Origin of the sequence: Novosphingobium sp. PC22D (genome assembly GCF_002556635.1) — a bacterium.
GTDB lineage: Bacteria > Pseudomonadota > Alphaproteobacteria > Sphingomonadales > Sphingomonadaceae > Novosphingobium.
On record NZ_MWMO01000009.1, the window covers coordinates 62,891 to 79,401 of the forward strand.

A 16,511-nucleotide genomic window follows, 5' to 3' on the forward strand; every position below is an offset into this window, starting at 1 on the left:
CGCGTCTCAGAACGGAACCTGCCGAACCCTTCCGGCCTCGCGGGCGCGATCGAGCACCAGCGCTGCAATCGCGATGTCCTGAATGCCGATGCCCGAACTGTCGTAGATCGTGATCATGTCGGCGGCGGTGCGACCGGGGGAATCGCCATTGATGACCGCACCGATCGGCACGATCCGATCTGCGCAAGGGGTGGCCGCAAGATACTGGAATTCTCCGATTTCCAGCGACTGAGCCGGTGCGTCGGCGAACAGCGCGGCTCTACGTGACAGTTCGGGCGGCAATTCCTGTTTTCCGGGGCCGTCCGCGCCCATCGTTGAAATATGCGTGCCGGGGCCGATCAGCCCCGCCGCGAACAACGGCGCGCGCGATGCGGTGGCGGTCACGACGATGTCGGCGGTGGGAAGCGCGGTTTCCGGTGTGGCCGCACGTGCCGCGATCCCGGCTTCGGCAAGACGCCGGACCAGTCGCAGCGTCTGTTCGTCGCTCCGGCCGCAGACCGCGATTTCGGCAAGCGGCCGCACCAGCGTGATGGCGAGCACGTCGTGATAGGCCTGATTGCCCGTGCCGACGACGGCTAGACGCGATGCATCGGGCCGCGCCAGCAGGTCCACGCCGACGGCGTCCGACGCCGCCGTTCGCAATGCGTTGAGCCAGGTCGCCTCGACGATGGCGCAGGGAAAGCCGGTCTTGTCGTCGAGCAGGATCGTCGTTGAGCCGTGGCTGGGCAGGCCGGCCTGGCGATTGTCGGGCCAGAAGCTGCCGATCTTGAGCCCCGGATAGCCGCTCGCGCTGTCATAGGCGGCCTTCACGCCGAACCGCGTGGACGGGTCGGAGCCTTGTCCGCGCATGGAGGGAAAGAGCAGCGCATCGCCGCGATGGAATGCGGCGAGCGCGGCCCGCATCGCCGCGATCGCATCGGCATGGCTTACCAGCTCGCGGGCGGTTTCGCCGTCGATCAGCTCTATCATCTGTCGTTCGTTCCTTGCTTGTTGGGGGCCAGCCATTGCGCGACCCAGTTCGCGCCGTCGGCCACGGCCTCGCGGGCGATGCCGGCCATCGACATGGCTTCGAGAAAGCTGTGCGCGGCGCCGGGATAGACCTTGTCGTCAGCCTGCCCGCCCGCGGCTCGTATCCCGGCCGCGACCGCGTGGCTCTGCTCGGAAAGAATGTCGCATTCGGGAATGACCAGGAAGGCAGGCGGCAGGCCGGCGAAGTCGGCTGCAATCGGGCAGGCATAAGGGTCGTCGATATGCACGCGCCCGTCGCCCAGGTAATTCGACAGGAAGAATTCGACTTCGGCGCGGTCCATGACCGAGCCCGGGCCGCCGAAACGCGCTTCGGCGGCGTCGGAACATCGCCCGGTAAACCCGCCGTAATTGAGCAGCAGGCAGGACAGCACGTCCGGCTGGCCCCGGTCGCGCAGCCGCAGCGCGAGCGCGAGCGAGAGATTGCCGCCCGCAGAATCTCCCCCGGCCGCCATGCGCGCGGGATCGCCACCGATCGACTCGGCCCCTCCCGCCAGCAGCCAGTCGACCAGTCCGACCGAGCGGTCGAGCGCGACCGGGTACCGCGCTTCGGGCGCCAGCGGATAATCGACGCCGACGACCAGAAACCGGCCAGCGGCCGCATATTCGCGCATCAGCCGGTCATGCGTGTCGAGGCTGCACATCATGAAGCCGCCGCCATGGAAATAGAGCATCAGCGGCGCGGGGTGCGCGAGGCCGGGATCGTAAACCCGGATCTTCAGCGCCCCGTCGGCGAGGCAAAGCCGCCTTTCCGTGATGCTGGCCATCGCGGGGCCGCCGCTGGCGAAAGGCGCGCGCACGAGGTCGGCAATCCTGCGGGCCTTGGATGGGGAGACGCCGGACAGCGGGGGATATTGCGCCCAGCGATCGCGCAACAGGTCAACGAAACGGGCGATTTCCGGGTCGAGCGCTGGCGCTTCCATCTGCGGTTTCCATCAAGTGACTTGTGCCGAAAAGTGGCCAGGAACGGGCCCATCGCTAGCGGCGCGGCGCCGCCGGTCGAGCCGTGCCGCAGCGATAGGGCGGGCCGCAGACAGTGTCGCGCCATTCGTCCTAATGACGGCATGAGGGGGGGCGGCAAAACGGGAACCCCGCTTGCGGGCATTGCCACCGAACCGGGCGCACTAAAGGCTGCAATATCCCGATCGCGGGTGGCAATGCGGCCGTAAACGTGGCGCGCCGCACATACCATGAAGCGATGAGATCGACGTCACCGCACGACCCGGCTGTTCCTCCAGAAGGTGCATCCGCGCTTGCCGCCTGTTCCGACCAGCGCCCGCGGCCGCGCGAATGGTTCGGCCATCCGCGCGGTCTTTCCGTCCTGTTCCTGACCGAGATGTGGGAGCAGTTCTCCTATTACGGAATGCGGGCGCTGCTGGTCTATTACATGATCCACCAGCTACGGTTCGAGCAGCACCATGCTTCGCTTGTCTACGGGGTCTACACGGCCTTCATCTTCCTGACGCCGATCTTCGGCGGCATTGCCTGCGACCGGTATCTCGGCAGGCGCAAATCGGTGGTGACGGGCGGGCTCATGATGTCGCTCGGCCACTTCATGCTCGCTTCGGAGGCGCTGTTCTATCCGGCGCTGGGGATGATCGCGCTGGGCAACGGACTGTTCCAGCCGAGTCTGCCGAGCCAGATCCGTGATCTTTACGCCCCTGACGATCCCCGTCAGGGCAATGCCTACTATGTTTACTACGTCGGGATAAACCTCGGCGGGTTTCTCGCGCCGCTGATCTGCGGAACGCTCGGCGAAACGCTGGGCTGGCATTGGGGCTTCGCCGCCGCGGGGGTGGGGATGCTGCTGGGGCTTGCGACGTTCGTGCTCGGGCGCGCCACGCTGCCGCCGGACCCGCTGCTGCAACCCAAGGCGCGGGGCGGCATTCCGCTCGATCCGGTGGCATTGCGGCGGACGCTGCGCCTCTTTGCCGGGGTTGCCGCCGCGGTGGTGGTGTTTCGGAGCGCCTATGAGCAGCTCGGCAATACGTTCGCGTTGTGGGCGGAGCAGGGTGTGGACCGGCATATCGGCGGGTTCGTCATTCCGATGACCTGGTTTCAATCGCTGAACCCGCTTTTCGTGTTTCTGTTCACCCCGCTGCTGCTGCGCTTCAGGCTCACGAAAGGGCACGGTCCCGACGCATCCCCTTCGACGCCGACAATGGCGCTGGGTGCGATGACCGTCGGCGCGGGTTATCTGGTGTTGATCCCCGCGGCGATGAGCGGCGGCGAGCACGGTACGCACTGGTCGTGGCTGGTTTTTGCGCTTGCCTTGCTGACGCTGGGCGAGCTGTTCATTCTGCCGGTCGGCCTCGGCCTGTTCGGGCGCCTCGCGCCGGCGGGCTTCGCCGCCACCAGCATCGCGGCCTGGTTCGGCGCGGGCTTTGCGGGCAATCTCGCGGCGGGGGCGGTCGGCACCTTGTGGCAATCGCTGAGCACGCCGCAGTTCTTCGCGCTCATCGCTTCGATCTGTGCGGTGGCAGCCCTCCTCTTGTGGCAGTTGCGCGGATTTGCCCGGTCGGCAGAGAAACCATCGCCCCGAAGCGGGCCGGAAGCAAGCCGGTGAACGCAGCCGCGCTTTCCCGGTCAAAAGCGCCTTTCCCATCCACCGCCATGCATTCGCGGAGCCTCGTGCCATGTCCGAATCTCACCCGATCATCTCGCAAGTCGCCATCGAACGATGGCATCTCGCTCGTCCGTTCGTCATCGCCAGAGGCAGCGAGACGGCGGTCGATCTCGTCGTCGTCCGCTTGCGGTCGGGCGATTGCGAAGGGGTGGGCGAAAGCTGCCCCGTGCCGCACTACGGCGAGAGCCCGGAACAAGTGGTTCGCGACGCCCGGACATGGCTGTCGCGGGTGGTGACGGCGGACCAGTGGGCCACGATGGAACCGATGATGCCTCCGGGCGCGGCGCGTAATGCGCTCGACTGTGCGTTCCGCGATCTGCAGGCCCGCATGTCGGGTACCGAAGCCTGGCGGATGCTGAAGCTTTCGCGGCCCGAGCCGCTGCAGTGTGCCTTTACGCTCGATCTGTCCTCGCCTGCGGAGATGGCGCGGCGCGCCGTGGCCGAAGCGCGCGACTTCGCCTTGCTCAAACTCAAGCTCGACGGGACTTGCGACGTCGAGCGGGTGCGCGCGGTTCGGTCCGCGCGCCCCGACGCCCGGCTGATCGTCGACGCCAACGAGGCGTGGAGCCCCGATCAGGTCACCGGGTTCCTGGCGGCGTTCGCGGCCGAAGGGGTGGAGATGGTCGAGCAGCCGCTACCGGCGGCGAACGACGCTGTTCTGGCCGGCATCGACCGGCCCGTGCCGGTCGTCGCGGACGAATCCTGCCATGTCGCGGCGGATGTCCGCGCGCTTGGCGGACGCTATGACGGCGTCAATATCAAGCTCGACAAGACCGGGGGCGTTACCGAGGCATTGCGGCTGAAAGCCGCCGCGCGGGAGGCGGGCATGTCGGTCATGGTCGGCTGCATGCTTGGTACGTCGCTCGCGATGGCGCCCGCCATGCTCGTGGCGCAGGGGTGCGAATGGGTAGATCTCGACGGCCCGCTCCTGATCGGCGCGGACCGGACGCCGTGCGTGGACTATGCGCGCGGCCTGTTGATGCCGGTGCCTTCCGGGCTGTGGGGGTGATCGCCTGGCTCGTGCGGCCTAGCCGGCGGCGTTCTTGGGATTGCTGCGCCGGCGCTCGGGTCTTCGGGAGATTACTGCCCTTCGGATCGTGATGTTCGCAGGAAATTTCTCGCCCGCATACCACACTCTGAGCAAATGCGGTTCAGTCTCGATCCCAGAACCTGTGCGGGAATGCTCGTCTTGCTGGTGACGGCGGCGTCCGCATCCGCTGGCGCAGCGTCCCCGCCGGAGGGCATATGGCGGGCGAGAGGCTATGCGTGGCTCCTCGCGGTCGGACCGGATCGGTACACGACCTACAGTTTCACCAGGGTGGCCTGCGTGAAAATGGATTCCGCGCCGGCGGAGCGCTGGCCGCAGGCCTACGATCGCATCGAGCGCGCGGGCGACGTACTGCGGCTTCACCGCGAAGGCGAGGAGACCCGTTACACGTTCGATCGTCTCGCCGCGCTTCCCGAGCGGTGCTCCGCGGGGCGCACGGACGATCCGGTGGCGAACTTCGAGGCATTCTTTCGCCTGTTTCAGGAAGCCTACGCCAGTTTCGATCTGCGCGGCGTGGACTGGAATGCGCGCTATCGCGCCTTGCGTCCGCGCGTTTCCGCCGGGACCAGCGCGTCCGAACTGTTCGCGCTGCTGACAGAAATGGTCGCACCGCTCAATGACGGGCACGTCGGTCTGTCCGGAGGCGGACGAACCTATCTTGGCGGCGGCCCGCGCGAAGTTGGGGCGATAGCGGCGCGCGAAGGATTGCTGGCGACGGGCGGGTCCTCGTCGGATTACTTTCGCGGCTTCATCGCCCGCTTTGTCGAAACACGGGTCGCGCCCTCGGTCGGCATCGCCCCGCTGAAACACGATGCGGACCGCATCGTCTATTGGGGCAAGGTCGCGCCCCGGATCGGTTACGTCAACTTCCTGCAAATGGCGCCGCCGGATCACGCGCGAGAGGCGGTCAGCGGCTCGCAAGTCGTCGCCGCGACGCGCCTCAGGATGGACGAGATCCTCGCCGATCTCGGCGACACCGACGCGCTGGTTTTCGATCTGCGGTTCAATACGGGCGGCTGGGAAAACATGGCGCTGACGGTTGCCGGCTATTTCACCGATGTGCCCCGCCTTGCCTTTTCGATCGAACCGATGCTGGAGGACGGCTCTTTCGCTCCCCGGCAGGACGTGATGATCCGCCCGCAAACCGGCGCCCCCTATCTCAAGCCGGTCTACCTGCTCACCAGCGGGACCACCATCAGCTCGGGCGAAAGCCTGGTGATGGCGATGAAGGCGAACCCGCAAGTGCTGCAGATCGGCGAGCGGACCGCGGGCGTCCTGGCCTGGAACGGCGGTCGCCTGCCCAATGGCTGGGACGTGGGGCTGACCAGCGAGCGGTATTTTGCCGCGGACGGCCATTCCTACGAGGGAAGCGGCATCCCGCCCGACGTGTTCATTCCGCTCGACGTTCCCGGCGGTCTCCTGACGGGGACGAGGCTGGGGGTCGATGCGGCCATTTCGATCCAGAAATCTCAATCGAATCAACAATAAGAACAAAGCTGGCAGGTGGAATAGTAGAACTCTCTTTATTCAATAGGGGCAGCAATGAGGAAGATTTGTAACAATGGCAGTCGCAGTCGGCTTCTGCTGGGCGCGTCCATCAGTTCGATGATGCTTTTTGCCGCGAAAGCGCACGCGGGCGAGGAAAGCACCGGCACGCCGGGGCAGGGCTCGGAAGCGATTGTCGTGACCGGCATTCAGTTCCAATACGATATCGCCTCTTCGGCGACCAAGATTCCGCTCGATATCAAGGATACGCCGCAAACCGTGCTGGCCGTGACCCGGGACATGATCGATTTCGCGGGCATGGAAACTTTCGAGGACATCTACAAGATCGACGCATCAGGGGCGAGTTCGCACGCGCTCGACAGCTTCCCGCGCAATTACTACCGCGGGTTCCGCCAGCAGGGCGTCAACGCCATCAAGGTCGACGGCTTCCGCATGCCGGCGGACATCAACCTCGATCTGGCGCCGTACGAGCGTTTCGAAGTGGTCAAGGGGGCGACCTCGACGCTGTACGGGCAGAACTCCATTGCCGGTACGCTCAACGCCATCTCCAAGATGCCGAAGAAAAATTTCGGCGGCGAACTGAAGCTGGAAGCGGGCGCTTTCGATCACTATCGCGGCGAAGTGGACTTTTACGGTCCGCTCAACGACGATGGATCGCTCCGCTTCCGTTTCGTCGGCGCGCTGATGGACGAAGGCTCGTTCCTCGACGTCGCCGAGAAGAAAGTCTCGCTGTTCACGCCGACCATTCAGGCCGACATCGGCCCCGACACCACGATTACCGCGCGGCTGAACTGGCAGCGGCACGACTATCGCTATCATTTCGGGATGGGCCTGCAATTGCTGGGCGACAGCCTCGGCGCGATCGAACCCGGGGACCTCGTGATCCCGGACGTGCCGCGTTCGACCTTCTTCGGCCAGGAATGGAATGACGCGGAAAAGGAGGCGCTGTTCCTTCAGGTTCTCGCCGAGCACGATTTCGGCCCCGATTTCCATTTGCGGATGAACGGCCAGTACAATCACGTGACCGAGGTTTCCGTCGCGGATGAAGAGCCCTTGTCGTTGAAGGACGGAACGACGTTCTACAGTTCGATCTACGCGAACGACAAGGAAGACGAGGTCTTCGCGGGCGAGATCCAGCTCTATGGCGATATCGAGGCGTTCGGGCAGGCGCAGACACTTTATGTGAGCGCGGATTATTCCGATCACGATTTCAGCCGGATCAAGGGGCAGGACACCGAAGCCGCGGGCTTCAATGTCTTTTCGCCCGATTACTCGCTGATCGCGCCGCGCTATGCCGTCAGCGACTTCACCAACTTTCGCGGCTACCGCCTGCGCGAAAAAGAGTTCGGCATCACCGCGCAGCTGCTGCTTCGCCCGGTCGAGAAGCTGACCTTCCTGCTGGGCGCGCGCTACAGCGACACCAAGATTACCTACAAGTCCAATCGCGGATCGCTGGGGTCGGGTGGTCTGGAAACCTTCGAGGACTATCTCGCGCTGCCCTTCACCGTTCAGCACCCCGGCGACGATGCGCTGACCTTCCAACTGGGCGCGACGTATGCCGTGACGCCGGAGATCAACGTCTATGCCAGCTACGGCGAGACGTTCGAGCCGACGCTGGGCGCCAATATGGCCGATCCGGACAATCCGGCGGGCAAGCCGATCGATCCCGAAGAGGGCACCGCATACGAAATCGGGGTGAAAGCCGAACTGCTGGACAAGCGCCTGCTTGCGACGCTGGCCTTGTTCGACATGAAGCGAACCAACATCGCCCAGGACGACCGGACGACGAACTTCTACGTTCCGCTCGGCACGCAGCACGCGCAGGGCATCGAACTGGGGCTGCAAGGCGAAGTCGCCGAAGGGTGGGATCTGCTGCTTTCGACCGCCTATCTCGACGCCGAGTTCGAGGACGGAAGCTTCGAGGGATACCGGCCCAACAACGCGCCGAAGTTCGGTCTGTCGATCTTCTCGACCTACCAGTTGCTCTCAGGCCCGCTTCAGGGCCTGGGTGTCGGCGGCGGGGTTGTCCACAAGTCGGGACGCAAGACGTTCGGCAGCGATCTGACCTACACGAACGGCGATTATCCGGAGTACGATTTCGGCGCGTTCACGGAGGTCGATACCCGAATCTTTTACGATACCGACGATTGGCGCTTCCAGCTCTCCGCGACGAACCTGTTCAACGAGAAGTACTACACGCCGGTATTCAACAGCTTCACCTTCGGGATACAAGTCAATCCGGCAAGAACGATCCGTGCCAGCGTGAGAAAACGCTTCTAGGCCCGGTCTTTCCGGACGGTGCCGCCGGGACAGCGACGGCGGCACCGCTTCCCGTTTCGTGACGGCGCTGCCGCTGCGGAGCGCCCGCTGTTTCCCTCTATTCAGCCGCGATCAGCCCCGCCTGTTCGAGCATGCGGCACAGCGGCTGTAGCTGAGGTGCCACTGCTCATTGGGACGGGTATGAGGCCGACTTACGGCTCGTGGAGTACATTCCCGAAAGCCGAAGCCCGGTGGGAAGTCATGCGTCGCCGCCAATGGACGGCACTCCGGCGCTTGATGGTCCGGAGGGGGAGCGGGGGGCCGGAGATAGAGGCCGTTCGCATCGGCCAGTTTGATCGGCTTTCGGCAGGCCTTGTCGGTCGGCAAGTGGCTTACCCGGGCACGCCCCCAATCGAACCCCCAGCAACGCAGCGCCTCGATAACTCGCTTCGTCCTCCCATGAGACAAACTCTCCAGCTTTTCCGGAGGTTACGGAAGCAAGACGTATTTGGATGGTCTCGGACGAGACAAAGTCTGGCTGGGGCGGCAGGATTCGAACCTGCGAATGCCGGTACCAAAAACCGGTGCCTTACCACTTGGCGACGCCCCAGCAGAAGGGGGCGCTTAGCGGCTTCGGCGCGGCCTGAAAAGAGGGGAGAGGCCGCACGGCCGGCAACGCCTTCATTCTTCCGCAAGGGCGTAAATTCGCCGGGCCGGGCCATCACCGTGGCGATATCGCATTCACCGGTGTTGCTATGTTACCACACGGTAAGCTGAAATCTCCCGGAATTCCGCAGGTTTCGCGTCTCTGCGGCGGCGCGTGCCCGCGCTTATGCGCCAAGTATTTGCTTCTGCGACTTGTCGCCCGGTTCATACCAAGCCTATGACGGGAACAGCGTTCCCAGTAGAGGTTCGTTCGATTGGGAAAAAGGGAGAGGAAATCCATGCGATTCGCGAGTATTCGCGTCGCGCTTTGCGCGACGACGGCGTTCGGCACTGCGGTCGGCGTTGCCATGCCGGCCCATGCCCAGTCGGCGCGGGAAGCGACGGACATCGTCGTCACGGCCCGGCGCACCGAGGAGCGTCTGCAGGACGTGCCGATTTCGATCACGGTCTACGACGACGAGCAGATATCCAACCGGAATATCGTGTCGGGCGCCGATCTGGCGACCTACACGCCGTCGCTTTCGGCGAACTCGCGGTTCGGCTCGGAGACCGCGACCTTCGCCATCCGCGGTTTCGTCCAGGAAAACTTCACGTCGCCTTCGGTCGCCACCTATTTCGCCGACGTGATCGGCCCGCGCGCGCAGGGCGGCACCTCCGGCGGTAACGGTGCCGGCGTCGGCCAGTTCTTCGACCTTCAAAACGTGCAGGTGCTGAAGGGCCCGCAAGGTACGCTGTTCGGTCGCAACACGACCGGCGGCGCGATCTTGATCGTGCCGCAGAAGCCGACCGACTTCCTCGAAGGTTACGTCGAGGCGTCTTACGGCAACCTCGACATGTATCGCTTCCAGGGCGTGCTCAACATCCCGCTGGCGGAAACCTTCAAGGTCCGCATGGGCGTCGATCGCCAGAAGCGCGACGGCTTCATCCACAACAAGTCGGGCATCGGTGCAGACGATTTCGGCGATGTGGACTACTGGGCGTTCCGCCTCAGCATGGTGGCCGAACTCACTCCGGATCTCGAGAACTACACGATCGCGCGCTACAGCCGCTCGCGCACCAATGGCACCTACGGCAGGATCATCGCCGCCAATGCCGACGGTTGCCGCAACGGCGCGGACCCGACGCGATTCCCCGCGCCCAATCCGAACACCACCGCGGCCTTCCTCGCGCCGCTGGCTTGCAGCCAGTTCCTGGCGCGGGCCGAGGCCAATGATTATGGTTACTGGGACGTCGAGAGCGGCGCGCGCGATCCATTCCTCAACATCGACCAGTGGGGCGTGATCAACACGACGTCCTGGGACGTGAGCGACAGCATCACGCTGAAGAACATCGCGAGCTATCAGGAATTCACGCAGGCGCAGTCGTTCAACATCGGTTCGGACAACTATGCCTTTCCGGCGACCACCCAGTTCGGCCAGCCGAGCCCCTTCGCCGGCCTGCCGTTCACCTGGGTTGGCCTGAATCCCGACCCCAACGTCGACAACATCGGCCAGTGGACCTTCACCGAAGAGTTCCAGATCCAGGGCCGGGCCCTCGAGAACCGCCTCGATTACGTGCTTGGCGCCTACTATGAAAAGAGCTCTGGGCTCGACCCGTTCCAGGGATCGCTTTCCCCGATCTCCTACGTGGCGCAGATCCCGATCGCACCCGGCGTAACGGTTCCCGTGCTCTCGTCGGTTTCCTGCACCGATGTTTCGACGTACCAGTGCACGCCGATCAACACCCTGGGCGCGCCGGGCATTCCCGGCCTCATCCAGAACTCGCTGACGCGTTACGACTACGAGAACATCGGCTTCTTCGCCCAAGGCACCTATGACCTTACCGATCAGCTCTCGTTGACCGGCGGCATCCGCTATACGATCGACAAGGTGGTCGGCGAGGGCGGCACGCGGCAGATCTTCTTCTTCGCGCCGAACACGCCGACGTTCCAGTGCGCCGCCTATCCCGGCCGTCCGGCCGCGAGCGGCGAGGACTGCGTCACGCGGATCAAGCAGAAGTCCGAAAAGCCGACCTGGCTGCTCGGCATCGACTTCAAGCCGACGCTCGATACGCTGATCTACGCAAAGTACGCGCGCGGCTATCGCCAGGGCAACGTCAACGCGTCGAACACCGTTCCCGTCGCATGGGGACCGGAAAAGGTCGACACTTACGAAATCGGTGCCAAGGTGACCTTCCGCGGAATGTTCAACGGCTACTTCAACGTGGCGGGCTTCTACAACGACTTCTCGGATCAGCAGCTTTCAGCGAACCTGATCCCCGATCCCACGATCCCGAACAACACCGCTTCGCCGGCGCAGGCCATCGTCAACGCGGGCAAGTCGCGGATCATGGGCTTCGAGGTCGATACCTCGGCCAACTGGCAGGGCCTGGGCCTCGCGGTGGGCTACACCTACCTCGACACCAAGCTGAAGTCGTACGCGCCGCCGGCGTTCCAGTTCTACCTGCCGCCGACGACCGGTTCGGAGGTGGGAGGTGCGCTGCCGCTCTCGCCCAAGCACAAGCTTTCGGTCACGCCCTCGTACACTCTGCCGCTCGACGAGAGCATGGGTAGCCTCAGCGTCTCGGCGACCTGGACCTACACCAGCAAGCAGACGGCGCAGGCGGATTCGCCCTTCGGTATCCTGCCTTCGTCGGAAGTGCTCAACGCCAACCTCAACTGGAACTCGGTCGCGGGTTCGCCCATCGACTTCTCGGTCTTCGCGACCAATCTCACCAACGAGAAGTATCCGGTGTTCATCGGCGGATCGTGGAACTCGACCGGATCGGAGAGCCTGATCCTCGGCCAGTCGCGGATGTACGGCGCGCGTCTGCGCTGGAACTTCGGCGGGTAGGCCCGGCGCGTCCCTCGGACCGGGGACGCACGATACCCGCGCAAGGCGGCCGGGCGTGAAAGCGCCCGGCCGTACCGCGTCTGCTTGTCGTCCTACATCACCGCGTCGATGTCGGCGGCGCTGTGACGCTCGGCCACGCAGCCCTCGTCGCTGCGGTTGACCTTGCGGCCGCGCTGGAGGGCAGGACGCGCGTCGAGTTCGGCCACCCAGCGCGCCACATGCGTGTAGCTCGCAAGGTCCAGGAACGTCGCTGCGTCGGCATAGGCCTCTCCGCGCATCATTGGCCCGAACCAGCCATAGACCGCGATATCGGCAATCGTCAGCATGTCGCCGGCGAAGTAGCGCGCTTCGGCGAGGCGACGGTCGGCGACATCGAAGATGCGCTTGGTCTCCATCGCGTAGCGGTTGATCGGATATTCGAAGCGTTGCGGCGCGTAGTGGTAGAAATGCCCGAAGCCGCCGCCGATGACCGGCGCGGTCGACATCTGCCACATGAGCCAGGAATAGCATTCCGCGCGCGCGGCGGGATCGGTCGGGATGAAGGCGCCGAACTTCTCGGCGAGGTGCAGCAGGATCGCGCCCGATTCGAAGACCCGAAACGGCTCGGGCCCCGAACAGTCGAGCAGGGCGGGGATCTTCGAGTTGGGATTGATCGCGACGAACCCGCTGGAAAACTGGTCGGCATCGGTGATCGAGATCATCCAGGCATCGTATTCGGCGTCGTAGCCGGCCGCGAGCAGCTCCTCGAAAAGCATCGTCACCTTCTGGCCGTTGGGCGTGCCGAGCGAATGGAGCTGGAAGGGGTGCTTGCCGCGCGGCAGTTCGCGCTCGTGCATGGGGCCGGCGATCGGGCGATTGGTCTTGGCGAACTGGCCGCCGTTTTCCTTGTCCCAAGTCCAGACTTTCGGGGGCGTGTAGTCGGCTTCGGCCATCAGCATTTCTCCGGGATAGGTTGAGGCTCCCCAGTTAGGCGTTTCGCGCAGGGCGGCAAGGGCACCATGCCGCGCCACGCGTCGTTGCGAGCAAGCGCGGCGGACGCGTGAGCAGGTGCGCCGCCATTGACAGCACGGAGCGGCGGGCGTGCAATCGCGGCGCAGAGCAAGGCAATCGGGAGAAGACGTTGGCCGCGACCATGGAGAATCCGCCCCCTGCAAAAGAGCCGCTGAGCAACCGCCAGGTGGATACGATCCGCGGGCAGTATCACGCGTTCGCGCTGATCCCGGTGATCGCGGCGCATACCCGCTGGTTCGATGCCGGACTGGTATGCCTCGCGGTCGAGGCGAGGGCGCTGGGAGACAGCGCCGAGCGAATGGTGCGCGGTCCGTCGATCCACGTCTTTGACGCGGGGCGCCGCCAGGAATTCCTGCGCTTCGACGTCTTCGGCAGGGTGCTGCATTACCACTACATTCACCCCGAGACCGACCACAACACCTTGTGGGGCTACGATCCCGACACCAACGGGCCGATGATTCCCTGGGTCGTGGCGGCGTTGCGCGACCGGTTGCCGGCCATGCTGCGCCGCGCCGGCGCCGAAGCGCTCGCGGCCGAAGTCGAGGAGCAGGGCTGGGACACATCGGTCCTCCCCGACGTCGAGCGCGCCGCCAATGCCGCGCTTGCGCCGCGCGACGACGATCTCGCCCGCGCGAAGGAGGGGATGGACTGGATGATGCGGTGGAAGGCGGTCCACCCGCAATTCAATACGGTCGGCGAGGGCGCCTACTGAGGCGGTTGGCGATCGAAACGGATGCGGCTCGTAACGAAGAGAGAGGCATCGGGAAACGGTGCCGCCGAGGGCCGCGAGGTATTGCGGATGGTGTCGCCGCGCCCGTCCGGCGCGAGGATCGCCTTCACCGCCTGCGCCAGCTCGAAATACCCCTGCCGGTGCATGTGGAAGCCGTCATCCCAGACCCATTTCTCGTCGGTGACGGTGTTCACGTCGAGCAGGACGAACTTGTCGCTGGCCCGGCAGATGCGCGCGACCATTTCGTTGTAGAGCGTGCGCAGCCGCAAGGCGTTCTGCTTGTCCTCGTGCTTTCGCGTGTTCTCGGTCAGGACGATGATCCGGCATTGGGGGCGCGAGCGCTCGGCAAGCCGCCAGAGCGAGCGCCGCACGAGATCGCACCGCTCCTCGTGGCTGAACCGTACGAACTGCAGGTTGCGCACGAACCACAAGGCCTCGTTCGAGCCGAGCAGGGATTTCACCGCTTCCTCGTCGAGCCGCACGGTCAGGGCGTCCCGATCGCGAAAATAGTTGATATCCATCATCCGGTAGAACGAGACGATGAAGGCATCCGCGCTCTCCAGCGCGGCATTGCGGAGCTCGATATCCTCGGCATCGAAGGCCGGCAGGCGTGGCCGGATCGCGCTGGCCTGGATGCGCTTTGGATCATCCTCGAGGATGAAGAACGGATCGTCGAGCCGCTTCATCAGCCCGTTCGCGTCGCGGTTGGTGAACTCGATCGAATCCATCGAGCAATAGGTCGATAGCTGCAGCATGTCGCAGCCGCCGATCAGGGCGAGCTTCTTGTCGCGCAGCGCCGAGACGGTGCCTTGCGGTCCGCCCTCGGTGATCCAGTCGACCGCAGCGAAGCTCGTGATCGGGTTGGCGACCGGCTCGGTCACATCGATCGCGGGGCGGTTGAGCAGGTCGTAGACGTATTGCTCGATCCCCATGTTCATGATCCGGCACGAGAACACGAAGTGCCTGAGTTCGTATCCGCGCAAGGTCGCTAGCGTGAGGAAGAATCCGACGATGCCGTAGTCGGCATAGCGGTCGGAGACGCGCACGATGCCAGCCTTGAAGCCGTACTTGCGCAGCGTCTCGATGAACTGCGCGCGCGCTTCGGGCGTTTCGATCCGGCGTTTGGTGTAGTTGAGCTGGTTGGCGCGGTTGATCAGCTCGATCACGCGATCGAGATGCGGTTCGACGTCGTAGTCGATCTCGACGCGGATCGCGCTCTGGCGCAGGAATGCGACGGCATCCCCGCCGCTTTCCGTCTGCACGTCGTGACGCGCCGCGAGTTCGCGGTACTGCTGCAGCCGCGAAAGATCGGGATCGGGCTGGCCACGCAGGGCTTCGCCGTCCATGGCCTCGGCGAGACGGTCAGGATGATCGAGGCAGACCAGGCCCGGGCAGGCGAAGCCGGCTTCGGCGAGCACCGAGGGGTTGTCGTCGATGAACACCACGTTGGCGGGGCGCAGGCGCAGTGCTTCGATCAGCGCGGCGATGCTCGTCCCCTTGGGCTGGAAAGCGATCGCGGGCGCCACGAAGTGGTCGGCGATGCCCAGTCGTTCGAGCTCGGCGGAGACCGCCGCGCGATCGTTCTTCGAGGCGATCGAGGAGACGATTCCGCGCGCGGCCAGCGTCTTTACCAGCGCGATGTTGCGCGGCAGCGGCGTGATCGCGCCTTCACCGAGCGTGCCTTGCCAGAACGTCTCGTCAAGATCCCAGACGACCAGCTTCACCGGCTCGCGGATCGACGCGGACGGATCGAGGGGGCCGGACTGGGCGAGGGGGCCATGCTCCATGGCGGCAAGTGTTATCAGAGCGCGCGGTGGCGGCAATATCGCTTGGTTGCGCGCCGTGGTGCCCCGTCTAGGTCATCTCGGCGACGATACGGCCGATCACGCCGCCACGCGCCAGCCGGTCGAGTCCTTCCGGTATATCCTCGAAGCCGATCGTGCTTGCCGCGATCTCGAGGTCGCCGCGTGCCATCATCGCGAACACGGCGGCGGTGTCGGCGGGCGTGCCGCCCCCCGACCCGCGCAGCGTGACGTTGCGGCCGATCAGCACCTGCATATCGATCTCGGCGCGCGCGACGCCTAGCCCCACCTGCACCACGCGGCCGAAGGGGCGAACCGCGCGGATGGCGGCGGCGGTGGTCGTGCCGAAGCCGGCGAAGTCGACAATGAGATCGGGAGCGAGCGGCGCCAGCCCGTCGGCATCGGCGACGACGCCGCGCACGCCGAGTGCGCTCGCCGTATCCCAGGCCTCGCGGCGCGGTTCGGCGGCGTGAACCTCGGCGCCGAGCAGCGCGGCGATGCGCGCGGCGGTCATGCCGAGACCGCCCAGGCCGATGATCCCGACCTTCATCCCCGCCTCGAGCCCGCCGGCATTGACCAGCGCGCTGTGCGAGGTCTGCCCGGCATCGGTCGCTGCGGCGCCTTGGGCGAAGCTGACCGTGTCGGGCAGGGGCAGGAGGCATGCGGCGGGCAGGAGCACATGGCTGGCGTAGCCGCCATCCGCGTCGCGGCCAGGGCAGTAGGCGATCGTTCCGGAGGCGACCACGCGGTCGCCCGGTGCGAAGCGGGTCACGCCCGGCCCCGCCGTCTCGACCACGCCGGCGATCTCGTGTCCGAGCACGATCGGCGGTTTCTTGGGCATGTAGGGCGTCAAGGTGCCGTCCATCCGGCCGACGTCCGAATGGCACAGGCCCGAACCGCGCACGGTGAGTAAAACTTCGCCTTCGCCGGGCGCGGGGGTCTCGCGCTCGATGCGCACGAGCGGCTCGTGCGCGCCGGTGAAAAGCCAGGCCTTCACCGCTCCGAG

General features: G+C 65.2%; 11 protein-coding genes and 1 tRNA gene. 6 read left to right on the forward strand and 6 right to left on the reverse strand.

Annotation, left to right across the window (positions count from 1 at the left end; all coding sequences use genetic code 11):
- Positions 1-6 precede the first annotated feature (6 nt).
- On the reverse strand, positions 7-969 hold the full coding sequence (locus tag B2G71_RS14170) for an ornithine cyclodeaminase family protein (protein WP_168176367.1): 963 nt from the start codon (positions 967-969) through the stop codon (positions 7-9).
- On the reverse strand, positions 966-1,949 hold the full coding sequence (locus tag B2G71_RS14175; protein WP_098106938.1) for an alpha/beta hydrolase: 984 nt from the start codon (positions 1,947-1,949) through the stop codon (positions 966-968). The genes B2G71_RS14170 and B2G71_RS14175 overlap by 4 nt, the downstream gene beginning before the upstream one ends.
- 248 nt (positions 1,950-2,197) lie before the next feature.
- Between B2G71_RS14175 and B2G71_RS14180 the strand changes: the two genes are divergently transcribed.
- The 4 genes from B2G71_RS14180 to B2G71_RS14195 all read left to right on the forward strand — a co-directional run bounded on the left by B2G71_RS14180 (position 2,198) and on the right by B2G71_RS14195 (position 8,486).
- Positions 2,198-3,592 (forward strand): peptide MFS transporter, encoded by a 1,395-nt coding sequence (locus tag B2G71_RS14180; protein ID WP_240530164.1) that lies wholly within the window; start codon positions 2,198-2,200, stop codon positions 3,590-3,592.
- A 70-nt stretch (positions 3,593-3,662) separates the two neighbouring features.
- Entirely contained in the window at positions 3,663-4,661 is a 999-nt protein-coding gene (gene dgcA, locus B2G71_RS14185; protein ID WP_168176368.1) for an N-acetyl-D-Glu racemase DgcA, read from the forward strand.
- 324 nt (positions 4,662-4,985) lie between these two features.
- The gene (locus B2G71_RS14190) at positions 4,986-6,188 is read left to right on the forward strand and encodes a S41 family peptidase (protein ID WP_240530167.1); all 1,203 of its coding nucleotides are present in this window, start codon (positions 4,986-4,988) and stop codon (positions 6,186-6,188) included.
- 117 nt (positions 6,189-6,305) lie between these two features.
- Positions 6,306-8,486: a TonB-dependent siderophore receptor gene (locus B2G71_RS14195; protein WP_168176370.1), complete on the forward strand. Its 2,181-nt coding sequence runs from the start codon at positions 6,306-6,308 to the stop codon at positions 8,484-8,486.
- Positions 8,487-9,000: 514 nt separating this feature from the next.
- On the opposite strand, the gene B2G71_RS14200 is transcribed toward B2G71_RS14195, so the two are convergent.
- A tRNA-Gln gene (locus tag B2G71_RS14200) sits at positions 9,001-9,075 on the reverse strand.
- Between the two features lie 334 nt (positions 9,076-9,409).
- Between B2G71_RS14200 and B2G71_RS14205 the strand changes: the two genes are divergently transcribed.
- Entirely contained in the window at positions 9,410-11,962 is a 2,553-nt protein-coding gene (locus B2G71_RS14205; protein WP_098106944.1) for a TonB-dependent receptor, read from the forward strand.
- Between the two features lie 92 nt (positions 11,963-12,054).
- On the opposite strand, the gene yghU is transcribed toward B2G71_RS14205, so the two are convergent.
- Entirely contained in the window at positions 12,055-12,894 is an 840-nt protein-coding gene (gene yghU, locus B2G71_RS14210) for a glutathione-dependent disulfide-bond oxidoreductase (protein ID WP_098107120.1), read from the reverse strand.
- A gap of 188 nt (positions 12,895-13,082) precedes the next feature.
- Between yghU and B2G71_RS14215 the strand changes: the two genes are divergently transcribed.
- Positions 13,083-13,685, forward strand: coding sequence for a hypothetical protein (locus B2G71_RS14215; protein ID WP_098106946.1), 603 nt, complete (start codon positions 13,083-13,085; stop codon positions 13,683-13,685).
- Here B2G71_RS14215 and B2G71_RS14220 read toward each other — a convergent pair.
- On the reverse strand, positions 13,679-15,490 hold the full coding sequence (locus B2G71_RS14220; protein WP_098106948.1) for a hypothetical protein: 1,812 nt from the start codon (positions 15,488-15,490) through the stop codon (positions 13,679-13,681). The two genes, B2G71_RS14215 and B2G71_RS14220, sit on opposite strands and share 7 nt — an antisense overlap.
- A gap of 67 nt (positions 15,491-15,557) precedes the next feature.
- Positions 15,558-16,502, reverse strand: a complete 945-nt coding sequence (locus tag B2G71_RS14225) for a zinc-binding dehydrogenase (RefSeq protein WP_098106950.1) — start codon at positions 16,500-16,502, stop codon at positions 15,558-15,560.
- Positions 16,503-16,511 lie beyond the last annotated feature (9 nt).

What these genes read in the sequence shown, in the direction of transcription:
- B2G71_RS14190 (WP_240530167.1), top strand. Translation starts at nt 4,986, where the DNA reads ATGGATTCCGCGCCGGCGGAGCGCTGGCCGCAGGCCTACGATCGCATC.
- B2G71_RS14170 (WP_168176367.1), bottom strand. Translation starts at nt 969, where the DNA reads ATGATAGAGCTGATCGACGGCGAAACCGCCCGCGAGCTGGTAAGCCAT.
- yghU (WP_098107120.1), bottom strand. Translation starts at nt 12,894, where the DNA reads ATGGCCGAAGCCGACTACACGCCCCCGAAAGTCTGGACTTGGGACAAG.
- B2G71_RS14175 (WP_098106938.1), bottom strand. Translation starts at nt 1,949, where the DNA reads ATGGAAGCGCCAGCGCTCGACCCGGAAATCGCCCGTTTCGTTGACCTG.
- B2G71_RS14205 (WP_098106944.1), top strand. Translation starts at nt 9,410, where the DNA reads ATGCGATTCGCGAGTATTCGCGTCGCGCTTTGCGCGACGACGGCGTTC.
- dgcA (WP_168176368.1), top strand. Translation starts at nt 3,663, where the DNA reads ATGTCCGAATCTCACCCGATCATCTCGCAAGTCGCCATCGAACGATGG.
- B2G71_RS14220 (WP_098106948.1), bottom strand. Translation starts at nt 15,490, where the DNA reads ATGGAGCATGGCCCCCTCGCCCAGTCCGGCCCCCTCGATCCGTCCGCG.
- B2G71_RS14195 (WP_168176370.1), top strand. Translation starts at nt 6,306, where the DNA reads ATGATGCTTTTTGCCGCGAAAGCGCACGCGGGCGAGGAAAGCACCGGC.